Annotated in this window: 19 protein-coding genes and 2 pseudogenes; 10 read left to right on the forward strand and 11 right to left on the reverse strand. The window is 71.3% G+C overall.

Features of this window, described 5'->3' with window-relative positions; translation table 11 throughout:
• The first annotated feature begins 231 nt into the window (after positions 1–231).
• Entirely contained in the window at positions 232–897 is a 666-nt protein-coding gene (locus ASF22_RS21395; protein WP_244473041.1) for a YdcF family protein, read from the forward strand.
• Positions 898–960: 63 nt separating this feature from the next.
• On the opposite strand, the gene ASF22_RS21400 is transcribed toward ASF22_RS21395, so the two are convergent.
• From ASF22_RS21400 to raiA, 3 genes are all read right to left on the reverse strand, one after another.
• A complete protein-coding gene (locus tag ASF22_RS21400) occupies positions 961–1,299 on the reverse strand; it encodes a hypothetical protein (protein WP_056268103.1) in 339 nt (112 codons plus the stop codon).
• Between the two features lie 5 nt (positions 1,300–1,304).
• A complete protein-coding gene (gene ptsN / locus ASF22_RS21405; RefSeq protein WP_056268106.1) occupies positions 1,305–1,772 on the reverse strand; it encodes a PTS IIA-like nitrogen regulatory protein PtsN in 468 nt (155 codons plus the stop codon).
• Between the two features lie 125 nt (positions 1,773–1,897).
• Positions 1,898–2,533 carry a ribosome-associated translation inhibitor RaiA gene (raiA, locus tag ASF22_RS21410; RefSeq protein ID WP_056176758.1) on the reverse strand — a complete coding sequence of 212 codons (636 nt, stop codon included), beginning with the start codon at positions 2,531–2,533 and terminating at the stop codon, positions 1,898–1,900.
• Between the two features lie 412 nt (positions 2,534–2,945).
• On the opposite strand from raiA, the gene ASF22_RS21415 reads away from it, so the two are divergent.
• The 4 genes from ASF22_RS21415 (at position 2,946) to ASF22_RS24280 (ending at position 5,833) form a co-directional block, all read left to right on the forward strand.
• On the forward strand, positions 2,946–3,719 hold the full coding sequence (locus tag ASF22_RS21415; protein ID WP_056268108.1) for a lysophospholipid acyltransferase family protein: 774 nt from the start codon (positions 2,946–2,948) through the stop codon (positions 3,717–3,719).
• A 233-nt stretch (positions 3,720–3,952) separates the two neighbouring features.
• Entirely contained in the window at positions 3,953–4,318 is a 366-nt protein-coding gene (locus tag ASF22_RS21420) for a hypothetical protein (protein WP_056268111.1), read from the forward strand.
• Positions 4,319–4,426: 108 nt separating this feature from the next.
• On the forward strand, positions 4,427–5,524 hold the full coding sequence (locus ASF22_RS21425; protein WP_056268267.1) for a DUF2125 domain-containing protein: 1,098 nt from the start codon (positions 4,427–4,429) through the stop codon (positions 5,522–5,524).
• Between the two features lie 153 nt (positions 5,525–5,677).
• Positions 5,678–5,833, forward strand: a complete 156-nt coding sequence (locus ASF22_RS24280; RefSeq protein WP_156369003.1) for a DUF3309 domain-containing protein — start codon at positions 5,678–5,680, stop codon at positions 5,831–5,833.
• Between the two features lie 98 nt (positions 5,834–5,931).
• Here the strand turns inward: ASF22_RS24280 and ASF22_RS21430 are convergent, their stop codons facing one another.
• Positions 5,932–7,311, reverse strand: coding sequence for a hypothetical protein (locus ASF22_RS21430; RefSeq protein WP_056268113.1), 1,380 nt, complete (start codon positions 7,309–7,311; stop codon positions 5,932–5,934).
• Positions 7,312–7,460: 149 nt separating this feature from the next.
• Here ASF22_RS21430 and ASF22_RS21435 point away from each other — a divergent pair, with 149 nt between their 5' ends.
• Both ASF22_RS21435 and pbpC read left to right on the forward strand, forming a co-directional pair.
• Positions 7,461–12,755, forward strand: coding sequence for an alpha-2-macroglobulin (locus ASF22_RS21435; RefSeq protein ID WP_056268115.1), 5,295 nt, complete (start codon positions 7,461–7,463; stop codon positions 12,753–12,755).
• 154 nt (positions 12,756–12,909) lie between these two features.
• Positions 12,910–15,090, forward strand: coding sequence for a penicillin-binding protein 1C (gene pbpC / locus ASF22_RS21440; RefSeq protein ID WP_082483916.1), 2,181 nt, complete (start codon positions 12,910–12,912; stop codon positions 15,088–15,090).
• A gap of 54 nt (positions 15,091–15,144) precedes the next feature.
• On the opposite strand, the pseudogene ASF22_RS25350 reads toward pbpC, so the two are convergent.
• From ASF22_RS25350 to ASF22_RS21460, 4 genes and pseudogenes are all read right to left on the reverse strand, one after another.
• Positions 15,145–16,257 (reverse strand): annotated as a pseudogene (locus ASF22_RS25350) (GGDEF domain-containing protein); the annotation flags it as partial.
• 227 nt (positions 16,258–16,484) lie between these two features.
• Entirely contained in the window at positions 16,485–19,418 is a 2,934-nt protein-coding gene (locus ASF22_RS21450; RefSeq protein WP_056268117.1) for a PAS domain S-box protein, read from the reverse strand.
• A gap of 4 nt (positions 19,419–19,422) precedes the next feature.
• On the reverse strand, positions 19,423–20,541 hold the full coding sequence (gene aroB / locus ASF22_RS21455) for a 3-dehydroquinate synthase (RefSeq protein ID WP_056268120.1): 1,119 nt from the start codon (positions 20,539–20,541) through the stop codon (positions 19,423–19,425).
• Positions 20,538–21,170 carry a shikimate kinase gene (locus tag ASF22_RS21460; RefSeq protein WP_056176774.1) on the reverse strand — a complete coding sequence of 211 codons (633 nt, stop codon included), beginning with the start codon at positions 21,168–21,170 and terminating at the stop codon, positions 20,538–20,540. Before ASF22_RS21460 ends, aroB begins: the two co-directional genes overlap by 4 nt.
• 249 nt (positions 21,171–21,419) lie before the next feature.
• On the opposite strand from ASF22_RS21460, the gene ASF22_RS25120 reads away from it, so the two are divergent.
• The gene (locus ASF22_RS25120; protein ID WP_056089629.1) at positions 21,420–21,572 is read left to right on the forward strand and encodes a hypothetical protein; all 153 of its coding nucleotides are present in this window, start codon (positions 21,420–21,422) and stop codon (positions 21,570–21,572) included.
• A 53-nt stretch (positions 21,573–21,625) separates the two neighbouring features.
• The gene (locus ASF22_RS21470) at positions 21,626–22,522 is read left to right on the forward strand and encodes a site-specific tyrosine recombinase XerD (RefSeq protein ID WP_056268272.1); all 897 of its coding nucleotides are present in this window, start codon (positions 21,626–21,628) and stop codon (positions 22,520–22,522) included.
• Positions 22,523–22,574: 52 nt separating this feature from the next.
• Here the strand turns inward: ASF22_RS21470 and ASF22_RS21475 are convergent, their stop codons facing one another.
• On the reverse strand, positions 22,575–23,756 hold the full coding sequence (locus ASF22_RS21475) for an AI-2E family transporter (RefSeq protein ID WP_056268122.1): 1,182 nt from the start codon (positions 23,754–23,756) through the stop codon (positions 22,575–22,577).
• Between the two features lie 142 nt (positions 23,757–23,898).
• Positions 23,899–24,366: a molybdenum cofactor biosynthesis protein MoaE gene (locus tag ASF22_RS21480; protein WP_056176780.1), complete on the reverse strand. Its 468-nt coding sequence runs from the start codon at positions 24,364–24,366 to the stop codon at positions 23,899–23,901.
• A 192-nt stretch (positions 24,367–24,558) separates the two neighbouring features.
• Between ASF22_RS21480 and ASF22_RS21485 the strand changes: the two genes are divergently transcribed.
• Positions 24,559–25,578 carry a gamma carbonic anhydrase family protein gene (locus ASF22_RS21485; protein ID WP_056268125.1) on the forward strand — a complete coding sequence of 340 codons (1,020 nt, stop codon included), beginning with the start codon at positions 24,559–24,561 and terminating at the stop codon, positions 25,576–25,578.
• 101 nt (positions 25,579–25,679) lie between these two features.
• Here the strand turns inward: ASF22_RS21485 and ASF22_RS21490 are convergent.
• Positions 25,680–26,186 (reverse strand): annotated as a pseudogene (locus ASF22_RS21490) (MarR family transcriptional regulator); the annotation flags it as partial.
• Between the last annotated feature and the right edge of the window lie 202 nt (positions 26,187–26,388).

Consider the following 26,388-nt stretch of genomic DNA (forward strand, 5'->3'; position numbering starts at 1 on the left):
CATGTCCGGGGCGCACCTCACGGGATCGCGTTAACCCTCCGTGAACCTTTCCGGGAGGAGATACTTGCCTCGTCACGGCCTCAATCGGGGCTATCTTCACGGAGAATGACAACGCGGATGTCAGGCAGCCACACCATGAGGCCCTCCGAGGCTTTCGGCTGGGCCTGGACCGACGCACCCCGGCGTGCGGAGCCCGCCCTTCGCCTATCGGTGCGATCCCCCGGGCGCACGATGAAGGCGGTCCTGGGGCTCGCCGGTCTCGGCGGAGCGGTCCTGTTCGGTGGTTTCCTCACCTTCGTCGCCTGCGTCGAGCGCGACCAGCGTGCGCCGGAAGGCCGGGCCGACGGCATCGTGGCCCTGACGGGAGGCGCCCAGCGCATCGGCGATGCCATCGATCTCCTGGCCAACGGTTACGGTCGGCGCCTGCTCATCACCGGCGTCAACGAGCGCACCAGCCGCGACGAGATCGCCCGCCTCAATCCCAATCAGCGCCACTGGATCGATTGCTGCGTCGATCTCGACTACCGGGCGCGCAACACCATCGGCAACGCCATCGAGACCCGGCGCTGGATGCGCCTGCACCGCTTCAGCACCGTGGCGGTGGTGACGTCGAACTACCACATGCCCCGCACCCTGGTGGAGCTCGATCATGCCCTGCCGGGCATCGACCGCGTGGTGCCGTATCCGGTCGTGACCGAGGGGTTCGATGCCGGTCGCTGGTGGCAGCAACCGTCCGCGGCCCGGCTCCTCGCTTCCGAATACCTGAAGTTCCTGGTGGCCTGGGTCCGCACTCGCTTCGAGGACGACCCCGAGCGGTCCCGCGCGGCGATCCTCATCGGGCGCGGCAAACCGATCAAGGTCGTGGCCGAACCGCTTCTCCTGCGCGGCCAGCACTGAATCGTCCGGGGCCCCTGGGCAATCGGTTCGTCCCGCGGCCCCGCCAGAGCGTGGCGCGTCGGCTCACACGCCTTTGCAGCGGCTCTTGATCAGCCCCGAGAACTCCTTCTCGGAGCCCACCACCTGGGCCAGCCGCTCGCTGCGCTCGGCCCCGGACAGGCAGCGGCCGTAGACGCCGGCCACCCGGCGCATGGTCTCGACGTGGCGACGCCAGATTCGGCACAGTTCGGCCTCGTCGCTGCCCGTCTGTTCGAGCTGGTCGATGGCTTGGCGCTGCATCGAACTCGCCACGAGGACGTCGCGCGCACAGGCGGTGTCCGTCGGACCGGCCGCGGCCGGGACGCCCAGGGCCAGGAGACAGCCAGCGGCGGCGGCCGACTGGAATCGCGAAAGGAACGGCATCGGGATCACGCCGCCTGGGACGCCGACGTGTGGGTCAGGAGGGCATAGAGGGCGCTGGCGTCGCGGGCGGCGCGGATGCGCTCGAGGATGCCGGGTTCGCGCAGGAGCCGGGCCACCTGGGCCAGGGCCTTGAGGTGATCGGCGCCCGCTCCCTCGGGAGCGAGGAGCAGGAAGGCGATGTCCACGGGCTGGCCGTCCAGGGAATCGAAATCCACCGGCCGTTCCAGGCGGGCCACGAGGCCGAACAGGCGGTCCAGGCCCGGCAGCTTGCCGTGCGGGATCGCCACCCCGTCGCCGATGCCCGTCGAGCCGAGTCGTTCCCGCTGCAGCAGGGTCTCGAACACCTCGCGCTCGTCCAAAGCCGGCAGGTGCCGCGCGGCGTGGGCGCTCAACTCCTGCAGGATCTGCTTCTTGGCGCGGGCGCGCAGCGAAGGCACCACGGAATCCGGATTGAGGAATTCCAGCACTGGCATGAAGGACCGCCGCCCCTTCGGCGGTGACCGGAACGGCCACCGCGGAGTAAAAGGTCGGACCGCGCACGGTCCAAGATCACCTAAGGATCAATCGCTGGGTTCCGATGTCAGTTCCGGTCAGGCGCTCAAGCGTTGGCGTCCGCCGGATCGACCCAGCCGATCGCTCCGTCACTGCGGCGGTATACGACGTTGATGCGCCCGGTGCCAGCATGAACGAACACGATCACCGGCGCCCCCGTCAGATCGAGGGCGGTGACCGCCTCGCTCACCGAATGGCGCTTGAGCGTCTTGGTGCTCTCGGCCACCACGGGGGGATGATCCGTTCCATCGTCGGGCTGATCGCCGTCGAGATCCTCCGCGTCGCGGTCGTCGTCGTCCGCCGACTCGGCCTCGCTCGGGGACGCGAACACGGCGTAGGCGGCCTGCACGGTGGCGCCCTCGTGGGCGGCCGCACCGTGGTCCTTGAGCCGGTGCTTGTAGCGGCGCAGGCGCTTCTCGAGGCGGTCGGCCGTCTGCTCGAAGCTCGCATGGGCATCGTGTGCGGCCCCCGAGGCTTCCAGGGTCAGGCCGGAGACGAGGTGCAGCACGCAATCCGTCCGGTAGGCCGTCCCGTCCCGCCGCAGGGTGACGTGGCCCGAGCAGGTCCCGTTCATGTGGCTGTCGAGGTATTTCGAGAGGGTCGCCGCCATCCGCTCTTCGACCCGGCCCCGCAGGGCTTCGCCGAGGTCCAGGCCATGGCCCGTGACGCGTAGTGACCCCATGTTCCCTCCGGTTTTTGTCGCCGTTGCGGGTCGAGTTAAGGAGCCTGCGCGAGAGAAGTCAACGAACTCGGTCGCGTCGGCGAGCCGGGCCGGTCCGGCGTTCGGGAGCCAGGGCGGGCCCGATTCCGGTCCGCATGCGCCGGGGCGAATGTTTCCCCCGTGGGCAGAGGTTTTCACCCCGATCGGGCGTTTTCTGCTCGGGTGGGCGTTTTCCCCGGCGGCCGATGGGTTCAAGCTGCGAGAATCGCCCGCGGGAGCGTCCGCCCGGTTGGCCGTCCCCTCGTTTTTATCGGCGATCGGTTCTTGCCACGCCGCCGTTCTTGTCATTCAGCGTTCTTGCCGCCAGCTGTTTTTGCCGCCAGCCGTTCTTCCCGTCCCATAACTCTTGCCGTCCCATAAGTTTTGAGTCCCGATGGTCATTCTCCGCTCGATCGCCTTCAGCCTCGCCTTCTACCTCGCCACGACGCTCATCGCGGTGCTCGGCCTGCCCGCCCTCGTCTCCCGCCGGGCCGTCATCCGCCTCGCTCAAGCCTGGGCGAACGTCACCCTGTGGCTCCTGCGGGTGATCGGCGGCGTGGCCGTGGAGTTCCGGGGCCTGTCCAACATTCCGCAGGGCCCCGTCCTCGTCGCGGCCAAGCACCAGTCCGCTCTGGAGACCCTGGCGCTCGTCACGGTGTTCCCGGACTTCGCCTACATCCTCAAGCGTGAGCTCCTCTGGATTCCCCTGATCGGCTGGTTCCTGTCGCGCTCCGGCATGGTCGCCATCGACCGCTCGAAGGGCACGCGCGCCATGGCAGCGATGAACGAGGCCGCCGCCGGCGTGATCCGCGCGGGACGCCAGCTCATCATCTTCCCCGAAGGAACGCGCCGCCCACCCGGCGCCCCGCCGGCCTACAAGCTCGGGCTGACCCACCTCTACGCGACCCTGGGCGTGCCCTGCCTTCCCGTGGCCCTCGACACCGGCCTGTACTGGCCGCGCCGCAGCCTGATGCGCCGGCCCGGAACCACGGTGATCGAGTTCCTTCCCCCGATCCCGCCCGGCCTCGACCGCGCCCGGTTCCTCGACACGGTCCAGGCGCACATCGAGGGCGCCTCCGACGCCCTTCTCAGCGCCGGACGGGCCGACCTCGCGGCCCGGGGCCACACCGTACCGGCCCCGGTGCAAAGCGCGTCGCCCACCGCCTGAGGCGTTGCAGGGCGCGCTCCGGCATCGGCGGACACCCGGGCGAAACCTTCGTGGGGTCGCGGGCATGGAATCGCGGGGATGGGGTCGCCGGTGCCCGAACGTTCTCGCCCGGGAACGGTGGCCTTGACGGTAACCCTTTGTTAGGAATATTTTGGAACAAACAGCGAACGAAGGGTCCTGTCCCGGTCCGCTCCCAGCGGAACTTCGCGGATGCCCGAGCACGGAGACGACCGATGCGCGAAGAACGCCTCAGAACGACCGCCGGTCTGCGTGGAACCCCCGCCCTGCTGCTGAGTGCATGGCGTGGCCGGTCCGGCCGTCGCTACATCGTCGGCATCCACGATCTCGTCGAGCCTGAACTCGACGACATGGACGACGCGGTGATCCTGGCGGTGCGCCGCGACGCGGACGGGCATGGCGAGCTCGTCAGCGTCACCTCCGCCGGGGAAAGCCCGCGGGAGCGTCTGACCCGCGGCTGGCTGGCCCGCGCCCGGCATCGCGGCGCCAACGAGATGCACGTCCACCGCCTCGCCGAGACCGAGGCCGAGCGCCGCGCCATCGTGGCCGACTTCGACGCCGACGCGATGGCCGACGCCTGAACCCATCGGCCATGCTTTCGCCGCCAAGACCCTGATAGGCCATGCCGGACGAACGTGGCGGGCCTGCAGAGGGGCCGCCTCCGAAAGATCGACGGCGGCGGGGACCCGATGACAACGACGACAACGCCGGCCGCGCCCCGCGCGCATTCGCGAAAAGGCCTGTTCGTCCCCTTCATCCTGCTCGCCACCCTCGTGGTCCTGTGGTCCGCCGCATGGGTCTGGGTCCGCGACCGGGCGGGCCGCGAGATGGATGCCTGGCTCGGCCGGGAGGCGGCGGCTGGCCGGACCTGGACCTGTGCCGACCGGTCGATCTCCGGCTATCCGTTCCGCATCGAACTCCGCTGCGCGTCCCTCGCCTTCGCCCGTGCCGACAGCCGCTTCACCCTGGGGCCGATCACCGCCGTGGTTCAGGTCTATCAGCCGCGCCAGGGCATCCTGCAGGTGGCCGGGCCGTTCCACGTGGAGCAGGGCGATCTCACCGGCGACGTGACATGGACGTCCCTGGAGGCGAGCTTCCACGGCGCCTCCGAGGCGTTCGTGCGCGCCTCCGTGGTGGTCGACGCCCTGAAGGGCACCGTGCGCGGACCCGGGCAGCCCGACATCGCCTTCGACGCCCAGCACCTTGAGGCCCATGGCCGGCCGACCCCCGGCCGCTTCGCCGCCGAGGGAGCCGTCGACCTCAGCCTGCGCGTCGCCAAGGCGGCGGTGCCGTTCATCGATCCCTACGTCGGCAACGCCGACCCGACCGACATCGCCCTCGACGCCACTGTGAACCGGGCCGCGACCCTGCACACGGGAACGGTGGCGCGGGAACTGGAGGCCTGGCGCCAAGCCGGCGGCAGCCTCGACATCGCCCTCCTGTCGCTCGCCAAGGGCAATCGTCGGGCCCAGGCCCACGGCAGCCTGAGTCTCGATCCGAGCCATCGTCCGGAAGGCCAGATCGACGTGCGCGCCGCCGGCGTCGAAGCCATCGTCGGCCAAGTCATGGGCCAGCGCTTCGGCGCCGAGAAGGGCGCCCTCATCGGCAACCTCGTCGGCCAGTTCCTCGGCGGCGGCCGCCGTGCCCGGGCGGAGGCGGCGGCACCCGACGCGGTGCCCCCGGCCGACCCGGCCCTGAAGGCCCTCCCACCCCTGCGGATCGCCGACGGTCGCCTGATGCTCGGCCCGTTCCCAATCCCGAATGTCGAGCTTCCGCCGCTCTATTGAGGCGGGGTGGGGCCGGTCGGCGGACGGGATTAAGTGAAAATCGGCGGGTTCGAGAAAATCTCGGTCCCGTCCGGTTGAACGGAATCCGATGCGGGGCGTTTGAACGGTCAAGCTCAAGCCGAAGCGGTTGAGCGCGCCCCGGAGTTCCGTTCCATGACCTTGACCACCATCCTTCTCATCATCCTCATCATCGCGGTTCTCGGCGGCGGCAACTTCCTCGGCGGCGGCGCCTATCGCGGACAGAGCTTCGGCCTCGGCGGTATCCTCGTGATCATCCTCATCGTGCTGCTGGTGACCGGACGACTCTGAGCTTCCGAACCTCGTCTTGAGACACTAGCCAAGCGAGATCTTTGGGACTTGTCGGCGTATCGGCCCGAACGCGAAGCTCGCCGTTCGGGTCGCTGCGTTCAAGGCTGGCAGGTGATTCCGACCACGGCGCCTGCCAGCCGCGCAACGACGGTTCCGGACGGGCTGCTCCCAGCGGTCGCGGTCGTCACGCCGGCCGAAGTCAGGAACGCGCCGATCCGGTCGGCCGCAACCGTTCCGTACCGCGCTGGCGGCACCACCCCCGCCACCTTGCGCGGCGCGCTCGGATAGCTGGCAACGAGTCCGGAGAGCGCCCCGCTGGCGTCCAGGATCGGTGCCCCCCCGGCGCCCGGCTGAAGAGGCGCCTCGATTCGCCCGTCGCTCGCGAGAAAGCCGGGCGCCGCCGCCACGGCGCCGTTCCCCTCCGCCCCCATCACCAGCACGGATCTCGAGGCCGTCGCGCCCGCCCACTGCAGGGCCGGCGGAGCACCCGACTTCGACGGGCCCGACACATCCAGAAGCATCAGGCCGCCGTCGCGCATCGCGATGCGGGCGGCCCCACCGTTGACCCTTGGGATGGCGCAGCCGTCGAGGGCGGCGGCACTCGTGAGCACACGACCCGGCGCCACCAGCAGCCCCGTCGCGAAGGGCGCGGCGGGACGGTCGATCAGGGGGGGCGGGATTGGAGCGGCGCGGGCGACCGGAGCCGCGGGCGCCGCGTCCGGGAACGGCACGAAGCTGTTGGCGATGGCGATGACGAGGCGGTCGAACGTCTCCGAGAGCGCTTTGTCGTAGCCCAGGGTCAGACCGCGCAGGCCGGCTTCCCCGGCGGCGTAGCGGATGTAGGACTTGCCCGCGGGTGTCTCGGCGGTGACCACGAGGAAGTCCGGCCGCTGAAGCTTGTACGTCACGCGGCGCTCGGGGGTCGGCGCGGTGAGGCGGGCGAACATCGCTTCGAGGCTCGACTCGCCGGGGGCGAACGACTTCGTCTCCACGGTGATGCGGCCATCCGCGCTTTGCCAGCGGGTGCCGCCCGGGATCGCTCCGCGCTTGGGCAGCAACCGCTCGGGCAGGCCCAGAACCGTGCCGCTCGCCGGATCGGGCTTGATGAGGAAGCCGGCCGCCGCGCGCGCGGCCGCACCGGCCTTGAGCAGTCCCGCGCGGCCGGTCGCGTCGAGGAGGCCGCCCCCGCCGCCCGTCCGGGCCCGGTAGGCGTTCAAGGCGTCGTAGGTGCGCTTCCCGAACGTGCCGGTGACGACGGCGTTGGAATCCCCCGTCCAGACCAGGGCGTCCTGGAGGGCCTTGCGTTCGGCTTCCGGCAACGCCTCGTACGCCGCCTTGGCCGCTTCGAAGGCCGGGTCGGGCGCAGCCGCCCGCGGAGGCGGCCCGGCGGGCCTCGGTGCCTGGGCCAGGGCCAGCGCCGGGGCGAGACCCAACACGACGCAGCCCATTCCCAAACCGGCCCGAACCCGTCGCACCATCGATCCGTGCCTCCGAAACGCGGGATGGAGCTTGGCAGAGGCGCCGCGTGAATTCCAGGGCGTCGATCCCGGATTGCGGGCGGGAGGCGAAGTGCTACGGTCCCGGCCCGGAGCGCCGTGCGGGCGGGGTCGAGTCGATGGGGTTGGCGATGGCGGGATCGACGGGGCACAGGCGCACGGCGCTCGTGGCAGCGGGCGCGTTCCTCCTCGCCGGCCTGTTCGACCCGCCTGCGCAGGCGCAGGCACCCCTGGGCCAACCCACCAGGACGGGCCTGAAGGCCCCGGCCCCCAAAGCCTTTCAGCGTGAAACCCTCGCCAGCGACGGCGTACGCCTCGAGGCCGCCCTCAAGGCCGAGGCCGGCCCGCCGCGCCCGGCCGCTCGGGCACGGGCCGAGGGCGCGGCCCTGATGGAGGCCGAAAAACCCATCGAGGCGCTCAAGCCCCTCGGGGCCGCCGTCGCCGCCGAGCCGGGCAACCCCGAGAACTGGCTCGCCTACGCCCGTGCCGCGAGCGCCGTCGGCACCGGTGAGACCGGCGATTACAGCAGCCGGATGCGTCTGCGCCGCAACGCCCGGGCCGCCGCCTACGTGGCTTACCTGCGCGCGGCCACCGCCGCCGCCGAGGCCGAGGCGCTCGCCACCCTCGGCGAAGTCCAGGCCGCCGAATCCGAGTGGCGCCCGTCCCTGGAAGCCTACCGCGCCAGCCTCGCGCTCGCCGACGACGCGCAGGTGCGCGAGACCTACGAGGGGCTGCGGGCCGAGCACGGCTTCCGTGTCCTCGACTACAAGATCGATTCCGATGCCGCCGCCCCGCGCGTCTGCTTCCAGTTCTCCGAAGGGCTGGCCGCGAAGACCGATTTCACCCCCTTCGTCGCCGTCTCGGGCGCGGCCAACGCCGCCGTCACGGGGAGCGGCCAGCAGGTCTGCGTCGACGGACTCAAGCATGGTGAGCGCTACGCCTTCGTCCTGCGCCAGGGGATTCCGTCTGCGGCCGGCGAGACCCTGCTGAAGTCGTTCGACTACGAGGTCTATGTCCGGGACCGCTCGCCCCAGGTGCGGTTCACCGGGCGCAACTACGTCCTGCCGCGCACGGGTCAGGCCGGGGTGCCCCTGATCTCGGTGAACGCAGCGAAGCTCGACGTCGAGGTCCTGCGCATCGGCGATCGCGGCCTGCTGCCGTCGCTGCGCTCGGAAGATTTCCTCTCCCAGCTCAACGGCTCGACGGCGAAGACCATCGCCGAGCAGAAGGGCCAGCGGGTCTGGAAGGGCGTGCTCGACACGGCCAAGGCCGAGCCGAACGCGGAAGCCGTCACGGCCTTCCCCGTGCTTCAGGCGGTGGGCAAGTTGGAACCCGGTCTCTACGTCATGCTGGCCCAGCCCACGGGCGTCGCCGGCGCGACGGACGAGGAGGGCGGCTACGAGCAACAGGCGACGCAGTGGTTCGTGGTCTCGGACCTCGGGCTGACGGTGTTCAAGGGCCGCGACGGGGTCCACGTCTTCGCCCGGTCCCTCGCTTCGGCGGCCGTGGTGGCGGGCGCCGAAATCCGGCTGGTGGCCCGCAACAACGAGGTCCTGGCGACCGCCAAGACCGACGCGCAGGGCCACGCCGCCTTCGCGGCCGGTCTCGCGCGCGGGGAGGGCGGGATCGCGCCGGGTCTCGTCGTGGCCCAGATGGGCGACGATTACGGCTTCCTCGACCTGAACCAATCCGCCTTCGACCTGACGGATCGCGGCGTGAAGGGCCGGCCCCAGCCCGGGGCCGTCGAGGCCTACGTGTTCCCCGAGCGCGGCGTCTACCGCTCGGGCGAGACCGTGAACCTCACCGCCCTCCTGCGCGACGCCGTGGGCGTCGCCGTGCCCGACCTGCCCCTGACGCTCGTGCTCAAGCGCCCCGACGGCGTCGAGGCCCGCCGCGTCGCCGTGCCGGATGCCGGCCTCGGCGGGCGCTCGCTCGCGGTGCCCCTCCTGGCTGGGGCCATGCACGGCACCTGGCGGGTCTCGGCCTATACCGACCCCAAGGCGCCCGCCATCGGCGAGGCGAGCTTCCTCGTCGAGGATTACGTGCCCGAGCGCCTGGATGTGACGCTGTCGAGCGCGACCCCGAGCCTCGTCCGGGACGCGCCGGCCACCATCGATGTCGCGGCGCGCTACCTCTACGGCGCGCCGGGCTCGGGGCTCGAAGTCTCCGGCACCGTGCTGGTGCAGCAGGCGGCGGGCAGCGGCATCAAGGGGTTGGAGGGCTTCTCCGTCGGCCTCGACGACGAGCGGGTCGAAGCCGTCTCCCAGGAGATCGAGGCGCGGGCCACCACGGACGCGCAGGGGGCCGCCCGCCTCACCGTGCCGGTGCCGGCGCTTGCCGCCCCGCGCCCCACGGAGGCCCGCATCACCCTTCAGGTCGGCGAGCCGGGCGGCCGGGCGCTCTCGCGCACCCTCACCCTGCCGATCCTGCCCGCCGGCCCGGTGCTGGCGATCCGCAAGACCTTCTCGGGCGACCTGCCCGAGGGCGGCACCGCCGGCTTCGAGGTCGCCATGGCGGCGCCCGATGGCCGGCGCTTGTCCCAAGCGGGCGTCGCCTGGACCCTGCAGAAGGTCGAGAAGACCTACCAATGGTACCGCGAGGGCGGGCGTTGGTCGTTCGAGCCCGTCACCAGCACCCGGCGCATCGCCGACGGGAAACTCGATCTCGCGTCCGACACCCTCGGGCGGATCAATTCCGTGGTGAGCTACGGCACCTATCGCCTGGAGGCGAGCGTGCCGGGCCGGCCGCAGGCCACCGCGAGCGTCACCTTCACGGTCGGCTGGGGCGGGGGCGAGACGGCGGACGTGCCGGACCTCCTCGATCTGCGCCTCGACAAACCGTCCTATGCCACCGGCGAAACCCTGCGGGCCCGCCTTCAGCCGCGCTTTGCCGGTCAGGCGACCCTGGCGGTGGTGAGCGACAAGGTCCACGCCGTGCTGACCGTGGCGGTGCCGAGCGGCGGCACCACCGTCGACATCCCGGTCAAGCCCGAATGGGGTGCCGGCGCCTATCTCGTCGCCACCGCCTACCGGCCCCTCGACCAGGCGGCCAAGCGCCTGCCGGGCCGGGCCCTCGGGGTGGCGTGGTTCGCCGTCGATCCGGCGAGCCGCAGCCTCGCCGTCACCGTGGAGGCGCCCGCCAAGGTGCGGCCCCGCGAGACCCTCACGCTTCCGATCCGCCTCGCGGGCCTCGGCTCCGGAGAGACGGCCCGAGTCAGCGTGGCGCTCGTCGATGTCGGCATCCTCAACCTGACGCGCTACGAATCCCCCGATCCGTTCCGGCACTTCTTCGGTCAGAAGGCCCTCGGCCCCGAGATCCGCGACGTCTACGGCTACCTCATCGACGGCATGCAGGGGACGCTCGGCGCCATCCGCTCCGGCGGCGACGGCGGTGCGGCCGAACTCGCCGACACGCCCCCGACCCAGGCGCCCCTGGCGCTGTATTCCGGCCCCGTCACCGTCGGGCCCGACGGCCGGGCCAGCGTCAGCTTCCCGCTCCCGGCCTTCAACGGCACCGGCCGGGTCATGGTCACGGCCTGGAGCCGGTCGAAGGTCGGCGCGGCCCAGGCCGACGTGATCATCCGCGATCCCGTCATCCTCACCGGCACCCTGCCGCGCTTCCTCAACGTCGGCGACCGTTCGCGCTTCCACATCGCCATCGACAACGTCGAGGGGCCGGCGGGCGACTACACCGTCGATCTCGGCCTGACCGGTTCCGTGGTGGTGGGGGCCGAGGCCCTCCACAAGACCCTGCGACTGGAGGCGGGGGCCAAGGGGGCCCTGGTGATTCCCATCACCGCCGCCGGTCCAGGCACGACGCGCCTCGACGTGACACTCACTGGCCCCGGCCTGCCGCCCGGCATCGGCCAGAGCTTCGCGCTCGGGATCGGCGCCGGCACCGGGCCCCTCGCGCGCCGCACGGTGCAGCCGCTCGCGCCCGGCGCGACCCTGCGGGTGACGGACGAACTCCTCGCCGACATCCTGCCCGGCACCGGGGCCGTCTCGGTCACGGCCTCGACGCTCGCCGGCCTCGACGTGCCGGCCCTGCTCCAGGCCCTGGAGCGCTACCCCTACGCCTGCTCCGAGCAGACCGTGAGCCGGGCGATGCCGCTTCTGGCCCTCAGCCGCGCGGCGCCCGGGGACCGGATGGGCGTCGACGACGCCGTGGACATCCGCATCCGCGAGGCCATCGACCGGGTGCTCGCCCGCCAGGGCTCGTCGGGCGAGTTCGGCCTGTGGTCCGTCGGCGGCCAGACCGATGTCTGGCTCAACGCCTACGTCACCGACTTCCTCACCCGGGCGCGCGACCGAGGCTTTGCCGTGCCACCCACCGCCTTCGCCAGCGCCCTCGACAGCCTGCGCAACGCGGTGGCCAACACGAGCGAGGTCCGGGACGGCGGCATGGACATCGCCTATGCGGCCTACGTGCTCGCCCGCAACGGCCGACCGGTGATGGGGGATCTGCGCTACCTCGCCGACACCAAGCTCGACGCCTTCGCCACCCCCCTCGGGCGCGGCCAGATCGCGGCGGCCCTCGCCCTGCTGGGCGACCGGGGCCGGGCGGCCAAGGCCTTCGCCTCGGCGGTGACGGCACTCAAGGGGCCGGGACCCACGGACCGGCCGGATTACGGCTCGCGCCTGCGCGACGGCGCCGGCCTCCTGACACTGGCCGCCGAGACCGGGCTCGCCCGCGACGCGGTCCAGCCCCTGGCGACCGTCATCGCCGAGGAGCGCCAGGCGGGGCGCCCGACGAGCACCCAGGAGAACGCCTGGATGGTCATGGCTGCGCAGGGGCTGGCCAAGGATTCCGACGCCCTGCGCTTCACCATCGACGGCGCATCCGCGACCGGTGCCCTCGCGCGGCTCTATCGCGGCGATGCGCTGGCGGAAAAGCCCGTCGCCATCGTCAACGCCGGCACCACGACGGCGCAGATGGTGGTGAGCGTGATCGGCAACCCCATCGCGCCCGAGCCCGCCGAATCGCGGGGCTACGCCATCGAGCGGACCTATCACCGCCTCGACGGCAGCCCCGTCGATCTCGCGCAGGGCATTCGCCAGAACGACCGCCTCGTAGTCGTTCTCAAGGTGACGGAGGCCAAGTCCAGTCCCGGCCGCCTGTTGCTGGTGGATCGCCTGCCGGCCGGCCTGGAGATCGACAACCCGAAGCTCCTCGACGCCGATGCGCTCACCGGCCTCGCCTTCGCCAAGTCCGACGTGGCACCGGTGTACACGGCGTTCCGCGACGACCGGTTCGTCGCCGCCTACGAGCGGACGACCGAGCAGTCGGCGTTCTTCCGCGTCGCCTACACCGTGCGCGCCGTCTCGCCCGGCACCTACGTCCACCCGGCCGCCACCATCGAGGACATGTACCGGCCCGAGCGCTTCGGGCGCACGGGCTTCGGGTCCGTGGTCGTGAGCGCGAAGTAGGGCGATGACGCGCGAGGGTCCGCCCTTCGGTTCCTCGGCCGTCGAGGACGCTCACGCCTCCTCCACGGCGGGCGATGGCCGTCATGTCGAGGCCGGCGCGGGTCCCCTCTCCTGGAAGGAGAGGGACAGGGTGAGGTGTGTGACCTCTCCGGGGATGGACCACACCTCACCCCAACCCTCTCCTTCCAGGAGAGAGGGCCTGTCGCGGTCCAGGCGATCGACGAGGACAGTTGTCGCGGGGCTGTTCGTCTTCTTTCTGACGACGGTCGCCATCGTCACCCTCGCCCTCTGGCGATTCGTCGCCATCCTCCCGCCCCTCGATCTGACGCAAGCCGGCTTGCGCTCCACCGTGGTCCTCGACCGCGACGGCGGACTCCTGCGCCCGTTCGCCACCGTGGATGGGCGCTGGCGCCTGCCGCTCTCCGCAGGGCAGGTCGATCCGCGCCTACTCGCCATGCTGACGGCCTACGAGGACAAGGGGTTCGACACCCATCCGGGCATCGACCCGGCCGCCACGCTCCGCGCCGCCGGGCAATGGCTGCGGCACGGCCGAATCGTCTCGGGCGGCTCGACCCTGTCGATGCAGGTGGCCCGCCTCGTCGAGCCCCGCGCCGCGCGCTCGCTTACCGCCAAGCTGCGCCAGATGGTACGGGCGGTGGAACTGGAGCGCCGCCTCGGCAAGGCGGGGGTGCTCGACCTCTACCTCGCGCTCGCCCCCTATGGCGGCCCGGTGGAGGGCCTGCGGGCGGCGAGTCTGGCCTATTTCGGGCGCGACCCGGCCCGGCTTTCCTTCGCCGAGGCGGCTTTGCTCGTCGCCCTGCCGCAGGCCCCCGAAGCGCGTCGGCCCGACCGCTTCCCCATGGCCGCCCGGCATGCCCGCGACCGGGTCCTCGACCGTGTGGCCGCGCAAGGGATCATCACGCCGGCCGAGGCGAAGGCGGCCAAGGCCGAACCCGTGCCGCAGAGGCGAAGGCCCTTCCCGATGCTGGCGGCCCACGCGGCGGAGGCGGCGGTCGCGGCCGATCCCACTTCGAGGAGCATCCGCCTCACCGTCGACGGGCGCCTGCAGGCGAGTCTCGAGGCACTGGCCACGGAGCGTGCCGCCGCCCTGGGCCCAAGCCTGTCCGTCTCCATCCTAGCCCTCGACAACCGCACGGGCGCGGTGCTGGCCCAGGTCGGCAGCCCGGGCCACGGCGATGCCTCACGGTCGGGTGCCATCGACATGACGGTGGCGATCCGGTCGCCGGGCTCGGCCTTGAAGCCCTTCATCTACGCGCTGGCCTTCGAGCAGGGGATCGCCCATCCAGAGACCCAGCTCGACGACCGGCCCGTGCGCTTTTCCGGCGCCTACGCCCCCGAGAATTTCGACCTCGGCTACCAGGGTACGGTGACGGCGCGGCGCGGCCTCCAGCTCTCCCTCAACGTGCCGGCGGTGGAGCTGCTTCAGGCCGTCGGGGCGGCCCGCTTCATCGCCCGCCTGCGGGCGGCGGGGGCGCGCATCGAGCTGCCGCGCGACACCGCCCCGGGCCTGCCCGTGGCCCTCGGTGGCCTGGGCATTACCCTCACCGACCTCGCGCGGCTCTTTTCCGGGATGGCGCGCGGCGGTCTGGTGCCGCCCCTCCTGCGCCGCCTCGACGGTCCCGCCCTCGGCTCTCCCGATGCCCGCATCGCCGAACCCGTGGCGGCTTGGTACGTGGCCGATACCCTGCGGGGAGCCCCCCCGCCCGAGAACGCTCTTCCCTACCGCATCGCCTACAAGACGGGCACGTCCTACGGCTATCGCGATGCCTGGGCCGTGGGGTTCGACCGGCGCGTCACCCTGGCGGTCTGGGCCGGGCGCCCGGACGGCAACGCCGTGCCGGGCCTCGTCGGGCGGGTTGTGGCCGCCCCGGTCCTGTTCGACGCCTTCGCGCGCTTCGGTGGCGAGCCCGAGCCCGTGCCGCGTCCGGCCGACGCCTTGGTGACCACCAATGCCGGCCTGCCGCCGCCGCTGCGCCACCTCCGCCGCGACGCGGCGAAGACCGTCTCGGCCGCCCTGGGGGCCACCCTCAAGATCGCCTACCCGCCCGATGGCGCCCGGATCGATCTCGGTGTGCCGGACACCGGTTTGGAGGGCGATCTAGCGGGCAGCGCGCCTGACACGGAACTCCGTGCGAGCCTCGCCCTCAAGGCTCTGGGCGGTGTTCCACCCCTGACCTGGATGGTCGACGGCCTGCCCGTCGCCGGCGGTGCCCGGCGCCAGGCCGCGTGGCGCCCCGAAGGCGCCGGCTTCGCTCGCATCTCGGTGATGGACGCCAGCGGGGCTTCCGATTCCGTCATGGTGCGGATCGAGTAGGCCACCGTCGGGGGCCGGCGCGCTTCCGCCGGGACCACCGCTCTCGACCCGGTTCCGGCCGTTGCGCTTGGCCGCGTAGAGGGCCGCGTCGGCCGCTCGCATGAGTCCGTCGAGGTCGTGGCCGCAGGCCTCCGTCGTCGCCAACCCCACGCTGACGCTGACGTGCAGGTCCGGCAGGGTCGGCACGGCGAGGCTCGCGACGGCCCGGCGCACCATCTCGGCGCGGGCACGCGCATCCTCGGTTCCGGTCAGCAGGCAGGCGAACTCCTCTCCGCCCATGCGGCCGAAGATCGTGCCGGGGGGCACCAGGGCACCGGCGGTGTGGCAGAATCCGACGAGCACGGCGTCGCCGACGGCATGGCCGTAGGTGTCGTTGATGCGCTTGAAATGATCGAGATCGAACAGCAGCAGGGTCGCGGTCCGGTTCGAGCGGCTCAACGCCGACTGGGCTTCTGCCACGAAGGCCCGTCGGCTGGCGATGCCCGTGAGCGGATCCGTGTCGGCGGCGAGGCGCTGCAGCCGCTCCGCGCGTTCCTTCGTGAGTGCCATGAACACGAAGGCCAAGGCCAGGGTGAACAGCATCCCGAGGCAGGCGAGGATGGCGAACGCACTCGTCTGCAGGGGATGCACCCCCACGGGTTGGGGCGGGATGAGGAGGGCCATGGGAACGCGCACGGCGTACATCCCCCCATAGGCCAACAGCAGAAAGACGGCCGGGTAGCGGGAAACCAGGGGCTCGGTTCGCTTCTTCCAGATCAGGGCCGCCATGGCGAAGCAGAAGCTCGCGGCCATGCCGGAGGCCAGGACGATGCGCGCCGGAACGGAGGCGAAGAAATCCGGCACCAGGCATGCGCCGCTCCACAGGGCGACGCAGAGGATGACCGGCCGGGGGCGCAGGCGCCGCCCTTCGAAGGCGAGGATGCCGTTCCAGATCATCCCATACGCGCCGATGATCAGGGCGTTGGCGAGCCCGATGGACAGCGGATCCGAGATCAGTCCGCGCAGGGCGAGGAGGGCCGAGCCCACGCCGCCGACGAGGTGGGCGAGCCCCCAGATCGCCAGGGCGTGCATCCGTCGGGCCTGGCTCCACGACAGAAGAAACAGGATCCCGACCGTGAAAGTCAGGATGACCGTTACCAGGAGCAAGGTCGGGGCATCGAGCCGCATCGATCAGTTCCAAGCCGCAAGGCCTTCGCCTCCAAGCCACGAGGCTTTCGACTGCCTTCGCATGCACGAGCAGGTTGCGCAGCGCAATCGTGAAGACGCTCGATCTACCTTCGCGAAAACAAAGCAACGGTGCCGACTCGGCTCCTTTCCCGAGAGATCACGAGAATGTCATGCCGATACGGTGAATGCGCTTTCCGTGGCGAAACACGCAGGCATCGAATGCCGCCTCATGCCTGGACTTCGGTGATCAGGTCCCGGATCCGAACGGCCAGGGACTCCATGACGAAAGGCTTGGTCAGCACCTGCATGCCCGGTTCCAGGGTGCCGTTGCCCAGCACGGCGTTCTCGGCGTAGCCGGTGATGAACAGCACCTTGAGGCCGGGGCGGACGGCGCGGCCGGCATCGGCCATCTGCCGGCCGTTCATGCCGCCTGGCAGGCCGACATCGGTGACGAGGAGGTCGAGGCGCACGTCCGAGCGCAGGACCTTCAGGCCCGCCGCCCCGTCCACCGCCTCGATGGCCGTGTAGCCGAGATCCTCCAGGACTTCGGTGACCAGCATGCGCACGGTGGGTTCGTCGTCGACGATGAGCACCGTTTGGCCCTGCTCGGCCCGGGGCGCATCGGCGAGATCGGCCGGCGTCTCGGCAGCCTCGGCCTGTCCGTAATGCCGCGGCAGGTAGAGGCACAGGGTCGTGCCCTGTCCAACTTCCGAATAGATTCGGACCTGCCCCCCCGACTGGCGGACGAAACCGTAGATCATCGACAGGCCGAGACCGGTGCCCTCGCCCAGGGGCTTCGTCGTGAAGAACGGGTCGAAGGCGCGCGCCGCCACCTCGGGCGTCATGCCCGTGCCCGTGTCGGTGACGCACAGGGACAGGTACTGGCCGGGCTCGAGATCGCGCTCCCGGGCGCCGCGGGTGTCCACCCACGTGTTGGCGGTCTCGATGGTGATGCGCCCGCCCGCCGGCATGGCGTCGCGGGCGTTGATGCACAGGTTGAGGAGGGCGTTCTCGAGCTGGTTCGGGTCGACGAGCGCCGTCCACAGGCCGGCTGCGCCCACCACCTCGATGGTGACGGCCGGGCCGACGGTGCGGCGGATGAGCTCCTCCATGCCGGCGACGAGGCCGTTGATGTTGGTCGGCTTCGGGTCGAGGGTCTGGCGGCGCGAGAAGGCCAGCAGGCGGTGCGTCAGGGCGGCCGCGCGCTTCGAGGCGCCCTGGGCCGCGTTGATGTAGCGGTCGAGATCCGTCAGCCGCCCCTGGCTCATCCGGGTCTGCAGCAGTTCGAGGCTGCCGGAGATGCCGGTCAGCAGGTTGTTGAAGTCGTGCGCGAGGCCGCCGGTGAGCTGTCCCACGGCCTCCATCTTCTGGGCTTGGCGCAGGGCTTCCTCGGTCTGGCGCTGCTCGGTGATGTCGCGCCCGACGATGTAGAAGTGGTCGCCGCCGGGGGCCGCATTCCACATGACCAAGCGCTGGCGGCCGTCCTTGCAGAAGATCCGGTCGACGAAGCCCGTGACCGTTTCGCCCGCGGCGAGGCGCCGGACCACGGTCGCGGTCTCGGCGTGGTCCGCCGGATCGATGAGGACGAGGAAAGGCTGCGCGAGAAGCTCCGTCTCGGACCAGCCGAGGGTCCGGCTCCAGGCCGGATTCACGGCCTTGAGGTAGCCGTCGAGGCCGGCCGTGCCCATCAGATCGTGGGTGGTCTCCCAGATGCGGTCGCGCTCGCGCGTGCGGTGCTCGACCTGATCGGCGAGGCGGGCGTTGAGGCGGGTGAGTTCGGCCGATGCGGTGCGCTGATCGTCGATGTCGGTGTTGGTGCCGACCCAGCGGACGATGCTTCCGTCATCGGCGCGGATCGGTTCGGCGCGCACCAGGAACCAGCGATGGACCCCGTCCCCGCGGCGGATGCGGAACGAGGTCTCGTAGGGCGTACCCGAAGCGAGCGCCGCGCCCCAGCTCACGACCACGCCACCGAGATCGTCGGGATGGATGATGCTGCCCCAGGCCGCCCCGTCGAGCTCGCCCGGCCCCGCGCCGCTATAGGCGTAGACCTGCGCGTTGAACCAATCGAGGTGTCCTTCCGCCGTCGCCGCCCAGACGTGGTTGGGCACGGCCTGGGCGAAGGCGTGGAACTGCGCATCGCTGGCGCGGCGGGCGGCTTCGGCACGCACGCGCTCCGTCGCGGCCCGGACACGCTCGGCGACCTGGCGGATGAACGCCAGTTCTTCCGCCGGCCAGGCGCGCTCGGTGGCGTGGTTGAGATAGAGCAGGGCGACGAAGCCGCCATGCTCCGTCAGAGGCATGTTGACGAAGGACCGGGCCGAGATCGCCTTGAGCGCCTCGGCCGTGGCGGCGGTACGCGGATCGGTCTCCGCATCGACGCAGATGACGGTCTCGCCGCGCTTGAGGTCCTCGATATACGAGCCGTAATCGCGAAACCGCAGGATGCCGGCGAGGCTGGTGATGCCGGGTGCATTCCAGTCGCGCTCGATGGCGATGGTTTCGGTGGCCCGGTCGATGGTGCCGTAGCCGGCGCGGCTCACCCCGAGGGTTCGCCCCAAAATCTCCGCCGCCACGAATGCCATCTGGGCCGTATCGTCGAGGTCGCGCAGGCGGTCGCCGAGGTCGGACAGCGCCAGGCGCCGGCTCTCCGCGGCGTGGCCCTCGCCGATATCGACCACGATGACGAAGAAAGTCTCGACCGTTCCGGCCGCGTTCCGGCGCGGCACGTAGTCGATGGTACAGGGCCGGCGCCGGCCGCCGCCATCCGGCAGAAACCCGGAGACGGTGATGGCCTCGCCCGCGAGCGCCCGGTCCATGAAGGGACGACGCTCGGCGAACGCCGCCTCGCCGAGGACGTCGCGGACGTGGGCCCCCGTGAGACCCTCGGCACGGCGCCCGAACCACGTCTCGTAGTGCCGGTTGTTGAAGCGGTACCGGTAATCGGGCCCGATCTGGGCGACCAGGGCGGGAAGGGCGTCGGACAGGAGCCGGAGATCCCCCGTCTCCTGTCCGAGGGGCGACTCGCTCACGCGTGTCACCTCGGCCTCGAGTTCGCGCACGCGGCGGCGCAGGGCCTCGATCTCCGTGTCGCCCCGCGCCGAGGCGGCTTGTCCGGATGGATACGCGTGCGGAAGATCTGCGCCCGAAGCCGTGGTCACCGGCTCAACCGGCGCGCAGTTCGTCGGCGAGGAAGGCCCGCACGTCGCCGGCGTCGATGCCGGGCGCGATGAAGCTCTGGCCGATCCCGCGGGCGAGGATGAAGGTCAGGGCCCCGTCGCGGACTTTCTTGTCCTGGGCCATGGCGTCGAGGAGGGCATCGGCGTCGCCGCAACCGCCCGGCACCGCCCCGAGGGTGGTGGGCAGGCCTGCGAGCGCGAGGTGGTTGGCGACGCGGCCCGCATCCTGGCCCGGACACAGGCCGAGGCGGGCCGAGAACCGGAACGCGAGGGCGAGGCCGATGGCGACGCCCTCGCCGTGGACGAGGCGGGCGGACTCGTACCCCGTCAGGCGTTCGAGAGCGTGGCCGAAGGTGTGGCCGAGGTTCAACAGGGCGCGTTCGCCGTCCTCGCGCTCGTCGCGCACCACCACGCCGGCCTTCGCCCGGCAGCAGATCGCCACGGCTTCGTCGCGCTCCGGGCCGCCGGAGAAGAGACCGGCCCAGTTCGCCTCGCACCAGTCGAAGAACCCCGCATCGGCGATGAGGCCGTATTTGGCCACCTCCGCGTAGCCGGCGCGCATCTCGCGCTCCGAGAGCGTGTCGAGGGTACCGGTGTCGGCCAGCACTAGGCGCGGCTGATGAAAGGCCCCGATGAGGTTCTTGCCGAGGGGCGAATTGATGCCGGTCTTGCCGCCCACGGACGAATCGACCTGGGCGAGGAGCGAGGTCGGGGCCTGAACGAAGCGGACGCCGCGCCGGAGGGTGGCGGCGGCGAAGCCCGCGAGATCGCCGACGACCCCCCCGCCCAGGGCCACGACGATGTCGCCGCGCTCGACCTTGTGAGCGAGGAGCCCGTCGCAGACCTCCGCGTAGGTGGCGTAGCTCTTCGAGGCTTCGCCCGGCGCCACGGTGACGAGGCCCGCGCGCAGGCCCGCCGCCTCTAGGCTCGCGCGCAGGCGGTCCGCGTAGAGAGCGGCGACGTTGGAATCCGTGACGATCACGGCAGCGCGTGCGCCGAGGGCCGCGATGCGCGTTCCGGCTTCGTCCAGGAGGCCCCGGCCGATGAGGATGCTGTAGGCACGGCCCTGGTCGAGGGGGACGTCCACCGTCAGGCGATCGGTCACTGGGCGGCGATTCCTTGCGGGTCGTGTCTTTGGGCGGGGCGCCCGCTCAGATGGGCGTCGAGGGCTTCCATCACGTCCTGCACCACCCGATCGTGGGCGACGTCGCGGGAGAGGACCACCACGTCGGCACCGGCGTAGACCGGATGCCGGAGTTCCATCAATCCGCGCAGGGTCTCCTCGGGGTCTTCGGTCTGGAGGAGGGGGCGGCCGCCGCGCTTGCGCACCCGGCGCATGAGCACGTCGAGCTCGGCCTTGAGCCACACGGAGACGCCGCGCTCCGCGATCCGCTCGCGCGTGCTCGCCCGCATGAAAGCGCCCCCGCCCGTGGCGAGAACGAGGGGCCCCTCGCGCATGAGCCGGGCGATCACCCGCTCCTCGCCATCGCGAAAGCTCGGCTCGCCGTAGATGGCGAAGATGTCCGGAATCGTGAGCTTGGCCGCCGTCTCGATCTCGATGTCGGCATCCCGGAACATCAAGCCGAGGCGCGAGGCCAAGCGTCGCCCGACCGTGCTCTTGCCGGCTCCCATGAGGCCGACGAGCACGATGGATCGATCGCCCAGGGCACGGCGCAGGCGCAGTTCGATGGGGTCGCCCGGGGGCGGGGTGCCCTGAGGCTCGGCTTCGGTCATCGGTTTCTTCGCATCGTTGCGCCGGTCTTAGCGCGTTTTGCGAGGCGGGCGAAGCGGTGCGCGTGCGCGCCGCACGAAAACCCTGGGGCTGGTCCGGTCCCGCCCCGGTGCGCCGGCTCCGGCGAATGCGGCGCACCCTGTGGCCGGGAAGTCATTGCCACGGCGCGTCCTGCATGGTGCAACCGATGACTTTCATTGCGCACTCCGCGCCGCATTTCCCCTCACGCCCCGCGACCGAGGTTCGTCCGAGTGCCGACCCTGTTCCGTTTCCTCGCCACCCTCGCCATCCTGGGTGGGCTCGCCTTTGCGGGCCTGTTCGCCCTGGCGACTCTGGTGGTGCCGACACCGCGCGAGATGAGCGTGACGATCCCCGCCTCGAAGCTCCAGCCGCCGGGCCGGTGAGCGCGGCGTCATCCCCGGAAGAGTCCTCGCCGGAAGACCCGTCGGGCGAGGCGCTGATCCAGGGCTACCTCGACATGCTCGCCGCCGAGCGTGGGGCGGCGGCCAACACCGTGAGCGCTTACCGCCGCGACCTCATCGATTACATCGCCGCCCTGGCACGGGACGGGCACGATCCCGTCCGCCTCGAGGCCGGCCCCGTGCGGACCTACATGGCGGATCTGGAGACGCGGGGATTGTCCGCGGCGTCCGCCGCGCGGCGGCTGTCCTGCATCCGGGGCTTTCACCGGTTTCTCTACGCGGAAGGCTTCGCCGAAGGCGACCCGAGCGCGCCCGTGGCCGCACCCCGCAAGGGCCGGACGCTGCCCAAGGTGCTGTCGGTCTCCGAGGTCGATACCCTTCTGGCCACGGCCCGAAATCTGGCCGAGGCGGACGGGACGGGGCGGAGCCGGCGGATGCTGTGCCTCATCGAACTCCTGTACGCCACGGGCCTGCGCGTTTCCGAACTCATCGCCCTGCCGCGTGCGGCGGGATCGACGCGGGAACGCTACCTCGTGGTCAAGGGCAAGGGCGGGCGCGAGCGTCTGGTCCCGCTGACCGACATGGCGCGGGGCGCCATGCGCGACCACCTTGCCCACCTTGCTCCCGGGGGCACGTGGTTGTTTCCCGCCGACAGCGAGAGCGGCCACCTGACCCGGCAGGCCTTCGCGCGCGACCTCAAGAACGTCGCCACCCTCGCCGGACTGCGTTCAGACCGGGTCAGCCCGCACGTCCTGCGCCACGCCTTCGCCAGTCACCTCCTGCAGAACGGCGCGGACCTGCGCATCGTGCAGGAACTCCTCGGGCACGCCGACATCGCCACGACCCAGATCTACACCCACGTCCTCGACGAGCGCCTGAAGGGGATGGTCCGCGACCTCCACCCCCTGTCGGACGCCGAGGACGCGGAGTGATCGCGAGGTTTGGCCAGCAGGCGGCTTGCCCCGGCGAGGACGCTCGCCCGGCTCAGGCCTCGGCGTCCTCGTGCAGGGTGTCCTCGATGTAGAGCTGGGCGAGCAGCACCTTGATCACCGCCATGAGGGGCAGGGCGAGCGCGATGCCCCACAGGCCGAACAGCACGCCGAGGATGAGCTGCCCGGCGAAGATGGTGGCGGGCGGGATGTCCAGCGCCCGCTTCTGGATGTACGGCGTCAGGCCGTAGCTCTCCAGGGTCTGCACGGCGAGGTAGACGCCGACGGCGCCGAGCAGAGCCGTGAGGCCCGAAGCCAGGGCCGCCAGCACGATCACCACGCCCGCGATGAGCGGCCCGATGGTCGGGATGAAGGCGAGGAGGCCGGCCTGGAGTCCGAGGATCAGCGCGCCCCCGATCCCGAGGAAGCTCAGGCCCGCCCAGGTGCACAGGAAGATCACCGCCATGGTGATGAGCTGGCCGAACAGCCAGTGCCGTAGGGTCTCGCCCATGCCGTCGAGGAGGGCCCTGGCCCGTTCCCGGTGGCGGGGCGGCACGAAGCGCACGGCCCCGTCGCGGTAGGCCGCCGGATCGGCGGCGCACGAGAGGCCGAGGAACACGATGACCAGGACGTTGCCCAGGGCGCTGAACAGGGCGATCACCACACTGGCCGCGGGACCGAGGACGCTGCCGGCATCGGAGAGGATCGAGCCCGGACTCTCCATCGCACCCGAGGCGAGGCCGGCGAGGCCACCGGTCTTCTGGCCCTTCGGTTCGGTGGAATCCTTGTCGCCCTCAGGCGCGGCCTGTCCCTCCGGCGCCTTCTTGGGTGCGGAGAGGCCCGGCACGTCGATGCCGTAATCCTTGAGACGATCGCGCACGGTGCCGGCCTGCGAGGCCACGGTCTGACCGAGTTCGCGGCCCTGCTGCATCACCGTGGCGCCGCCGAACGCGATCATCGCCAGGCTCAAGCCCGCGAGCGCGAGACTGACGAGGCTGAGGCGCAGGCCGCGGCCGGCGGGCATTACCTTGCCGAGGAGCTGCGTGAGCCCATCGAGGAACACCCCGAGCAGGATGCCGGCGAAGACGAGGAACAGGGTCGAGACCGCACTCCAGGCCAGCGCCAGAAAGGCGGCGAACGCCACGATGGCGATGCCCGAGACGGCATGAGACCAGCCCCGCGGCTGCGGGCCGGCACCCTGGGGAGCCGCTTGGGAATCGGGCCTGAGGCTGGGCATGGAAATCGGGTGAACTCCTTCGGATCGGGCGCAACCCGGCGCATGCGGGGCCGGCGGGCACAAGGTCCATCCGTCGGGTTGCCTGTGGATGCTCAGAGCAGGCCGCGCGAAAGCGGGTTCCGGTTCTGCGACAAAAACCGGTTCAGGCCCATCGCGCGGCGGCGGCGTCGTCGGCCTGCGTCGCCTCGACCCAGCCGCCGATTGCGCCGCCGACGAGGTGCTCGCGCTTCCAGAACGGCGCCTGCGTCTTGAGGTAGTCCATGAGAAAGCTCGCCGCCTCGAAGGCCGCGATCCGATGACCGGCGGCCGCCACTACGAGGACAATGCCGCCGCCCGGCGCCACGAGGCCGTGGCGGTGGATCACCCGAACCGCCTGGAGCGGCCAGCGGGCGCGGGCGGCCTCGACCACCCGGCCGATCTCCGCCTCGGCCATGCCGGGGTAATGTTCGAGTTCGAGGCCTGCGAGGCGCCCGTCCTCGTCGCGGCACAGGCCGGTGAAGGTCACGATGGCCCCGGCCCGGCCGTGGAGGTCGCGGGTCAGAACCGCGATCTCGTGCGCCACGTCGAAGGGCTCGGCCTGGATGCTGACGTCGGGGATCTGTGCAGTCATGGAAGCTCGCTGCGGCATGACGGTTGATCGAGGCGCGGCGACAGGAGCTTGCTAAAGCCCGCGCGTCACGCGACCCGTGTCCCGAACGCCCTTATCCGCCGCTTCGTGGCCGGGCATGTCCGCCCGGTCCCAAAGGACCTATATGCCCCTCGTCCCGGTCCGCGCCACCGGGCTTCGAAGGAGACCGTCCGCGTGACCCCCGACCTGATCCTGCCCCATGACGGGGTCCTCCCGGTCTTCTCCGCCCGTCCGGTCTGGTGCGGACGCGGCAGTACGGTGATCGGCACCGCCACCCTCGGGGCGCAGGCCTGGCTCGGGGACGACAGCGTGATTCGTGCCGACGGCCAGGTGGTGACCGTCGGTGAACGCTTCTGGCTCGGCCACCGCTCCACCGTCCACATCGCCACCAACACCTACGCGACCGTCGTCGGCGACCGGGTCACCGTGGGCCGCAATGCCGTGGTGCATGCCTGTACGGTCGGCTCGGACGTTGTGATCGAGGACGACGTCATCGTCCTCGACGGGGCCACGGTAGAGGACGGCGTGCTCATCGAGGCCGGCGCGACGGTGTTCCCGCGCGCGCATCTTGCGGCGGGGTTTGCCTATGCGGGGAGCCCGGCCAAGCCTCTCCGCCCCATCTCCCTGCCGGAGATCGCCGAACGGGCCGAGCGTCTGCGCGAGGCGTCCGGCGACCTTCCTCCTCTGCCCGAGGCCGACACCCCCGAGATCGAGGCGAGCGTGTTCGTCGCCCGCACGGCCCGCCTGCGCGGCCGCATTGCTCTGGGGGCTGGGTCGAGCGTGTTCTTCTCGTGCGATCTGCAGGCCGAGGGCGGTGCCATCGTGGTCGGCGCCGACACCAATATTCAGGACAACACGGTGATCCGTGCCCGATCCGAAGGCGTCGTCATCGGCCGCGACACCACCATCGGCCACAACGTGCGGCTCGCCGATTGCCGCATCGGCGCCCGTAGCCTGATCGGGATCGGCTGCGTCGTCGCGCCCGGCACCGTGGTGGCCGACGACGTGCTCCTGGCGGCCGGTGCCACCACCGAGCCGGGCCAATTGCTGGAGGGCGGCCACCTCTGGGGCGGCCGACCTGCCCGGGTTCTAGGCCCCCTCGACGAGGACAAGCGCGCGATGATGACCCGCGTCGTCGAGGGGTACCGCGAGCACGGGCGTGCGTATCGCCTGGCGCAGGACGCGATGCAGTAGGGCGGCTCGGACCAAATCCGTTCGATCCCTTCGGAATGGCGGATGCGGGCGTCGCGCGGGCCTGCCGATCCGGGCTCCGCTTTGATCGAGTGGAGCCCCTCTCAGAGCGCCGGGGCGATCGCGTCGGCGTCCGCCTCGTCCTCGTCGATCTCTGCGTCGCCTTCGACCTCGTGGCCGAGGGCGCCGGAGATTTCGGCGAGATTGCGCGCGGCCTTGCGCAGGAGCTTGCGCAAGCGGCGGCGCTCCTTGCCGTCGAACCCGGCGAGCAGCTCCGCTTCGACCTCGTCTCCGATCCGCTCGATGGCCTCGGCCTTGGCAAGCCCCATCTCGGTCAGCCGGACACGTACGATCCGCCCGTCGCCAGCCTCGGCCCGCCGCTCGACGAAGCCGAGGGCAGCGAGGCGCGAAATCGTCTTCGACGCCGTCGGCGGGCGCACCCGGAGGGTGGCGGCCAAGTCGCCCATGGTCATGGTGCCGGAGGCCGCGAGTGCCTGGACCACCTGCTCCTGGCCCGCGAACAGATCGAGGGCCGCCAGCCGGTCGCCGACCCGAGAACGGTGAAGTCGGGCCGCCTGGACCAGGGCCCAGCCGACACTCTTGGATCCAGGGACGCTCTTGGATCCAGGGACGCTTTTGGATCCAGGGACGCTTTTGGATCCAGGGACGCTTTTGGACCCGGGCGCGGTCTTTTCGGGGCCGTTCTTCGAACCCGGCGGGCGGATGCGCTTGTCCGACTTGCTCATGGTCCGCTCGGTAGCCTTGGGGAGGTGAAGGGAAGGAGAGAGGCCGGCGGGGGATGGCGCGCGGTCC

The sequence above is a fragment of the Methylobacterium sp. Leaf87 genome, assembly GCF_001422775.1.
GTDB lineage: Bacteria > Pseudomonadota > Alphaproteobacteria > Rhizobiales > Beijerinckiaceae > Methylobacterium.

Bases quoted from the DNA above. Each gene is read 5' to 3' on its own strand.
- ASF22_RS21395 (WP_244473041.1), top strand. From the start codon at position 232: ATGAAGGCGGTCCTGGGGCTCGCCGGTCTCGGCGGAGCGGTCCTGTTC.
- ASF22_RS21400 (WP_056268103.1), bottom strand. From the start codon at position 1,299: ATGCCGTTCCTTTCGCGATTCCAGTCGGCCGCCGCCGCTGGCTGTCTC.
- ptsN (WP_056268106.1), bottom strand. From the start codon at position 1,772: ATGCCAGTGCTGGAATTCCTCAATCCGGATTCCGTGGTGCCTTCGCTG.
- raiA (WP_056176758.1), bottom strand. From the start codon at position 2,533: ATGGGGTCACTACGCGTCACGGGCCATGGCCTGGACCTCGGCGAAGCC.
- ASF22_RS21415 (WP_056268108.1), top strand. From the start codon at position 2,946: ATGGTCATTCTCCGCTCGATCGCCTTCAGCCTCGCCTTCTACCTCGCC.
- ASF22_RS21420 (WP_056268111.1), top strand. From the start codon at position 3,953: ATGCGCGAAGAACGCCTCAGAACGACCGCCGGTCTGCGTGGAACCCCC.
- ASF22_RS21425 (WP_056268267.1), top strand. From the start codon at position 4,427: ATGACAACGACGACAACGCCGGCCGCGCCCCGCGCGCATTCGCGAAAA.
- ASF22_RS24280 (WP_156369003.1), top strand. From the start codon at position 5,678: ATGACCTTGACCACCATCCTTCTCATCATCCTCATCATCGCGGTTCTC.
- ASF22_RS21430 (WP_056268113.1), bottom strand. From the start codon at position 7,311: ATGGTGCGACGGGTTCGGGCCGGTTTGGGAATGGGCTGCGTCGTGTTG.
- ASF22_RS21435 (WP_056268115.1), top strand. From the start codon at position 7,461: ATGGCGGGATCGACGGGGCACAGGCGCACGGCGCTCGTGGCAGCGGGC.
- pbpC (WP_082483916.1), top strand. From the start codon at position 12,910: ATGGACCACACCTCACCCCAACCCTCTCCTTCCAGGAGAGAGGGCCTG.
- ASF22_RS21460 (WP_056176774.1), bottom strand. From the start codon at position 21,170: ATGACCGAAGCCGAGCCTCAGGGCACCCCGCCCCCGGGCGACCCCATC.
- ASF22_RS21475 (WP_056268122.1), bottom strand. From the start codon at position 23,756: ATGCCCAGCCTCAGGCCCGATTCCCAAGCGGCTCCCCAGGGTGCCGGC.
- ASF22_RS21480 (WP_056176780.1), bottom strand. From the start codon at position 24,366: ATGACTGCACAGATCCCCGACGTCAGCATCCAGGCCGAGCCCTTCGAC.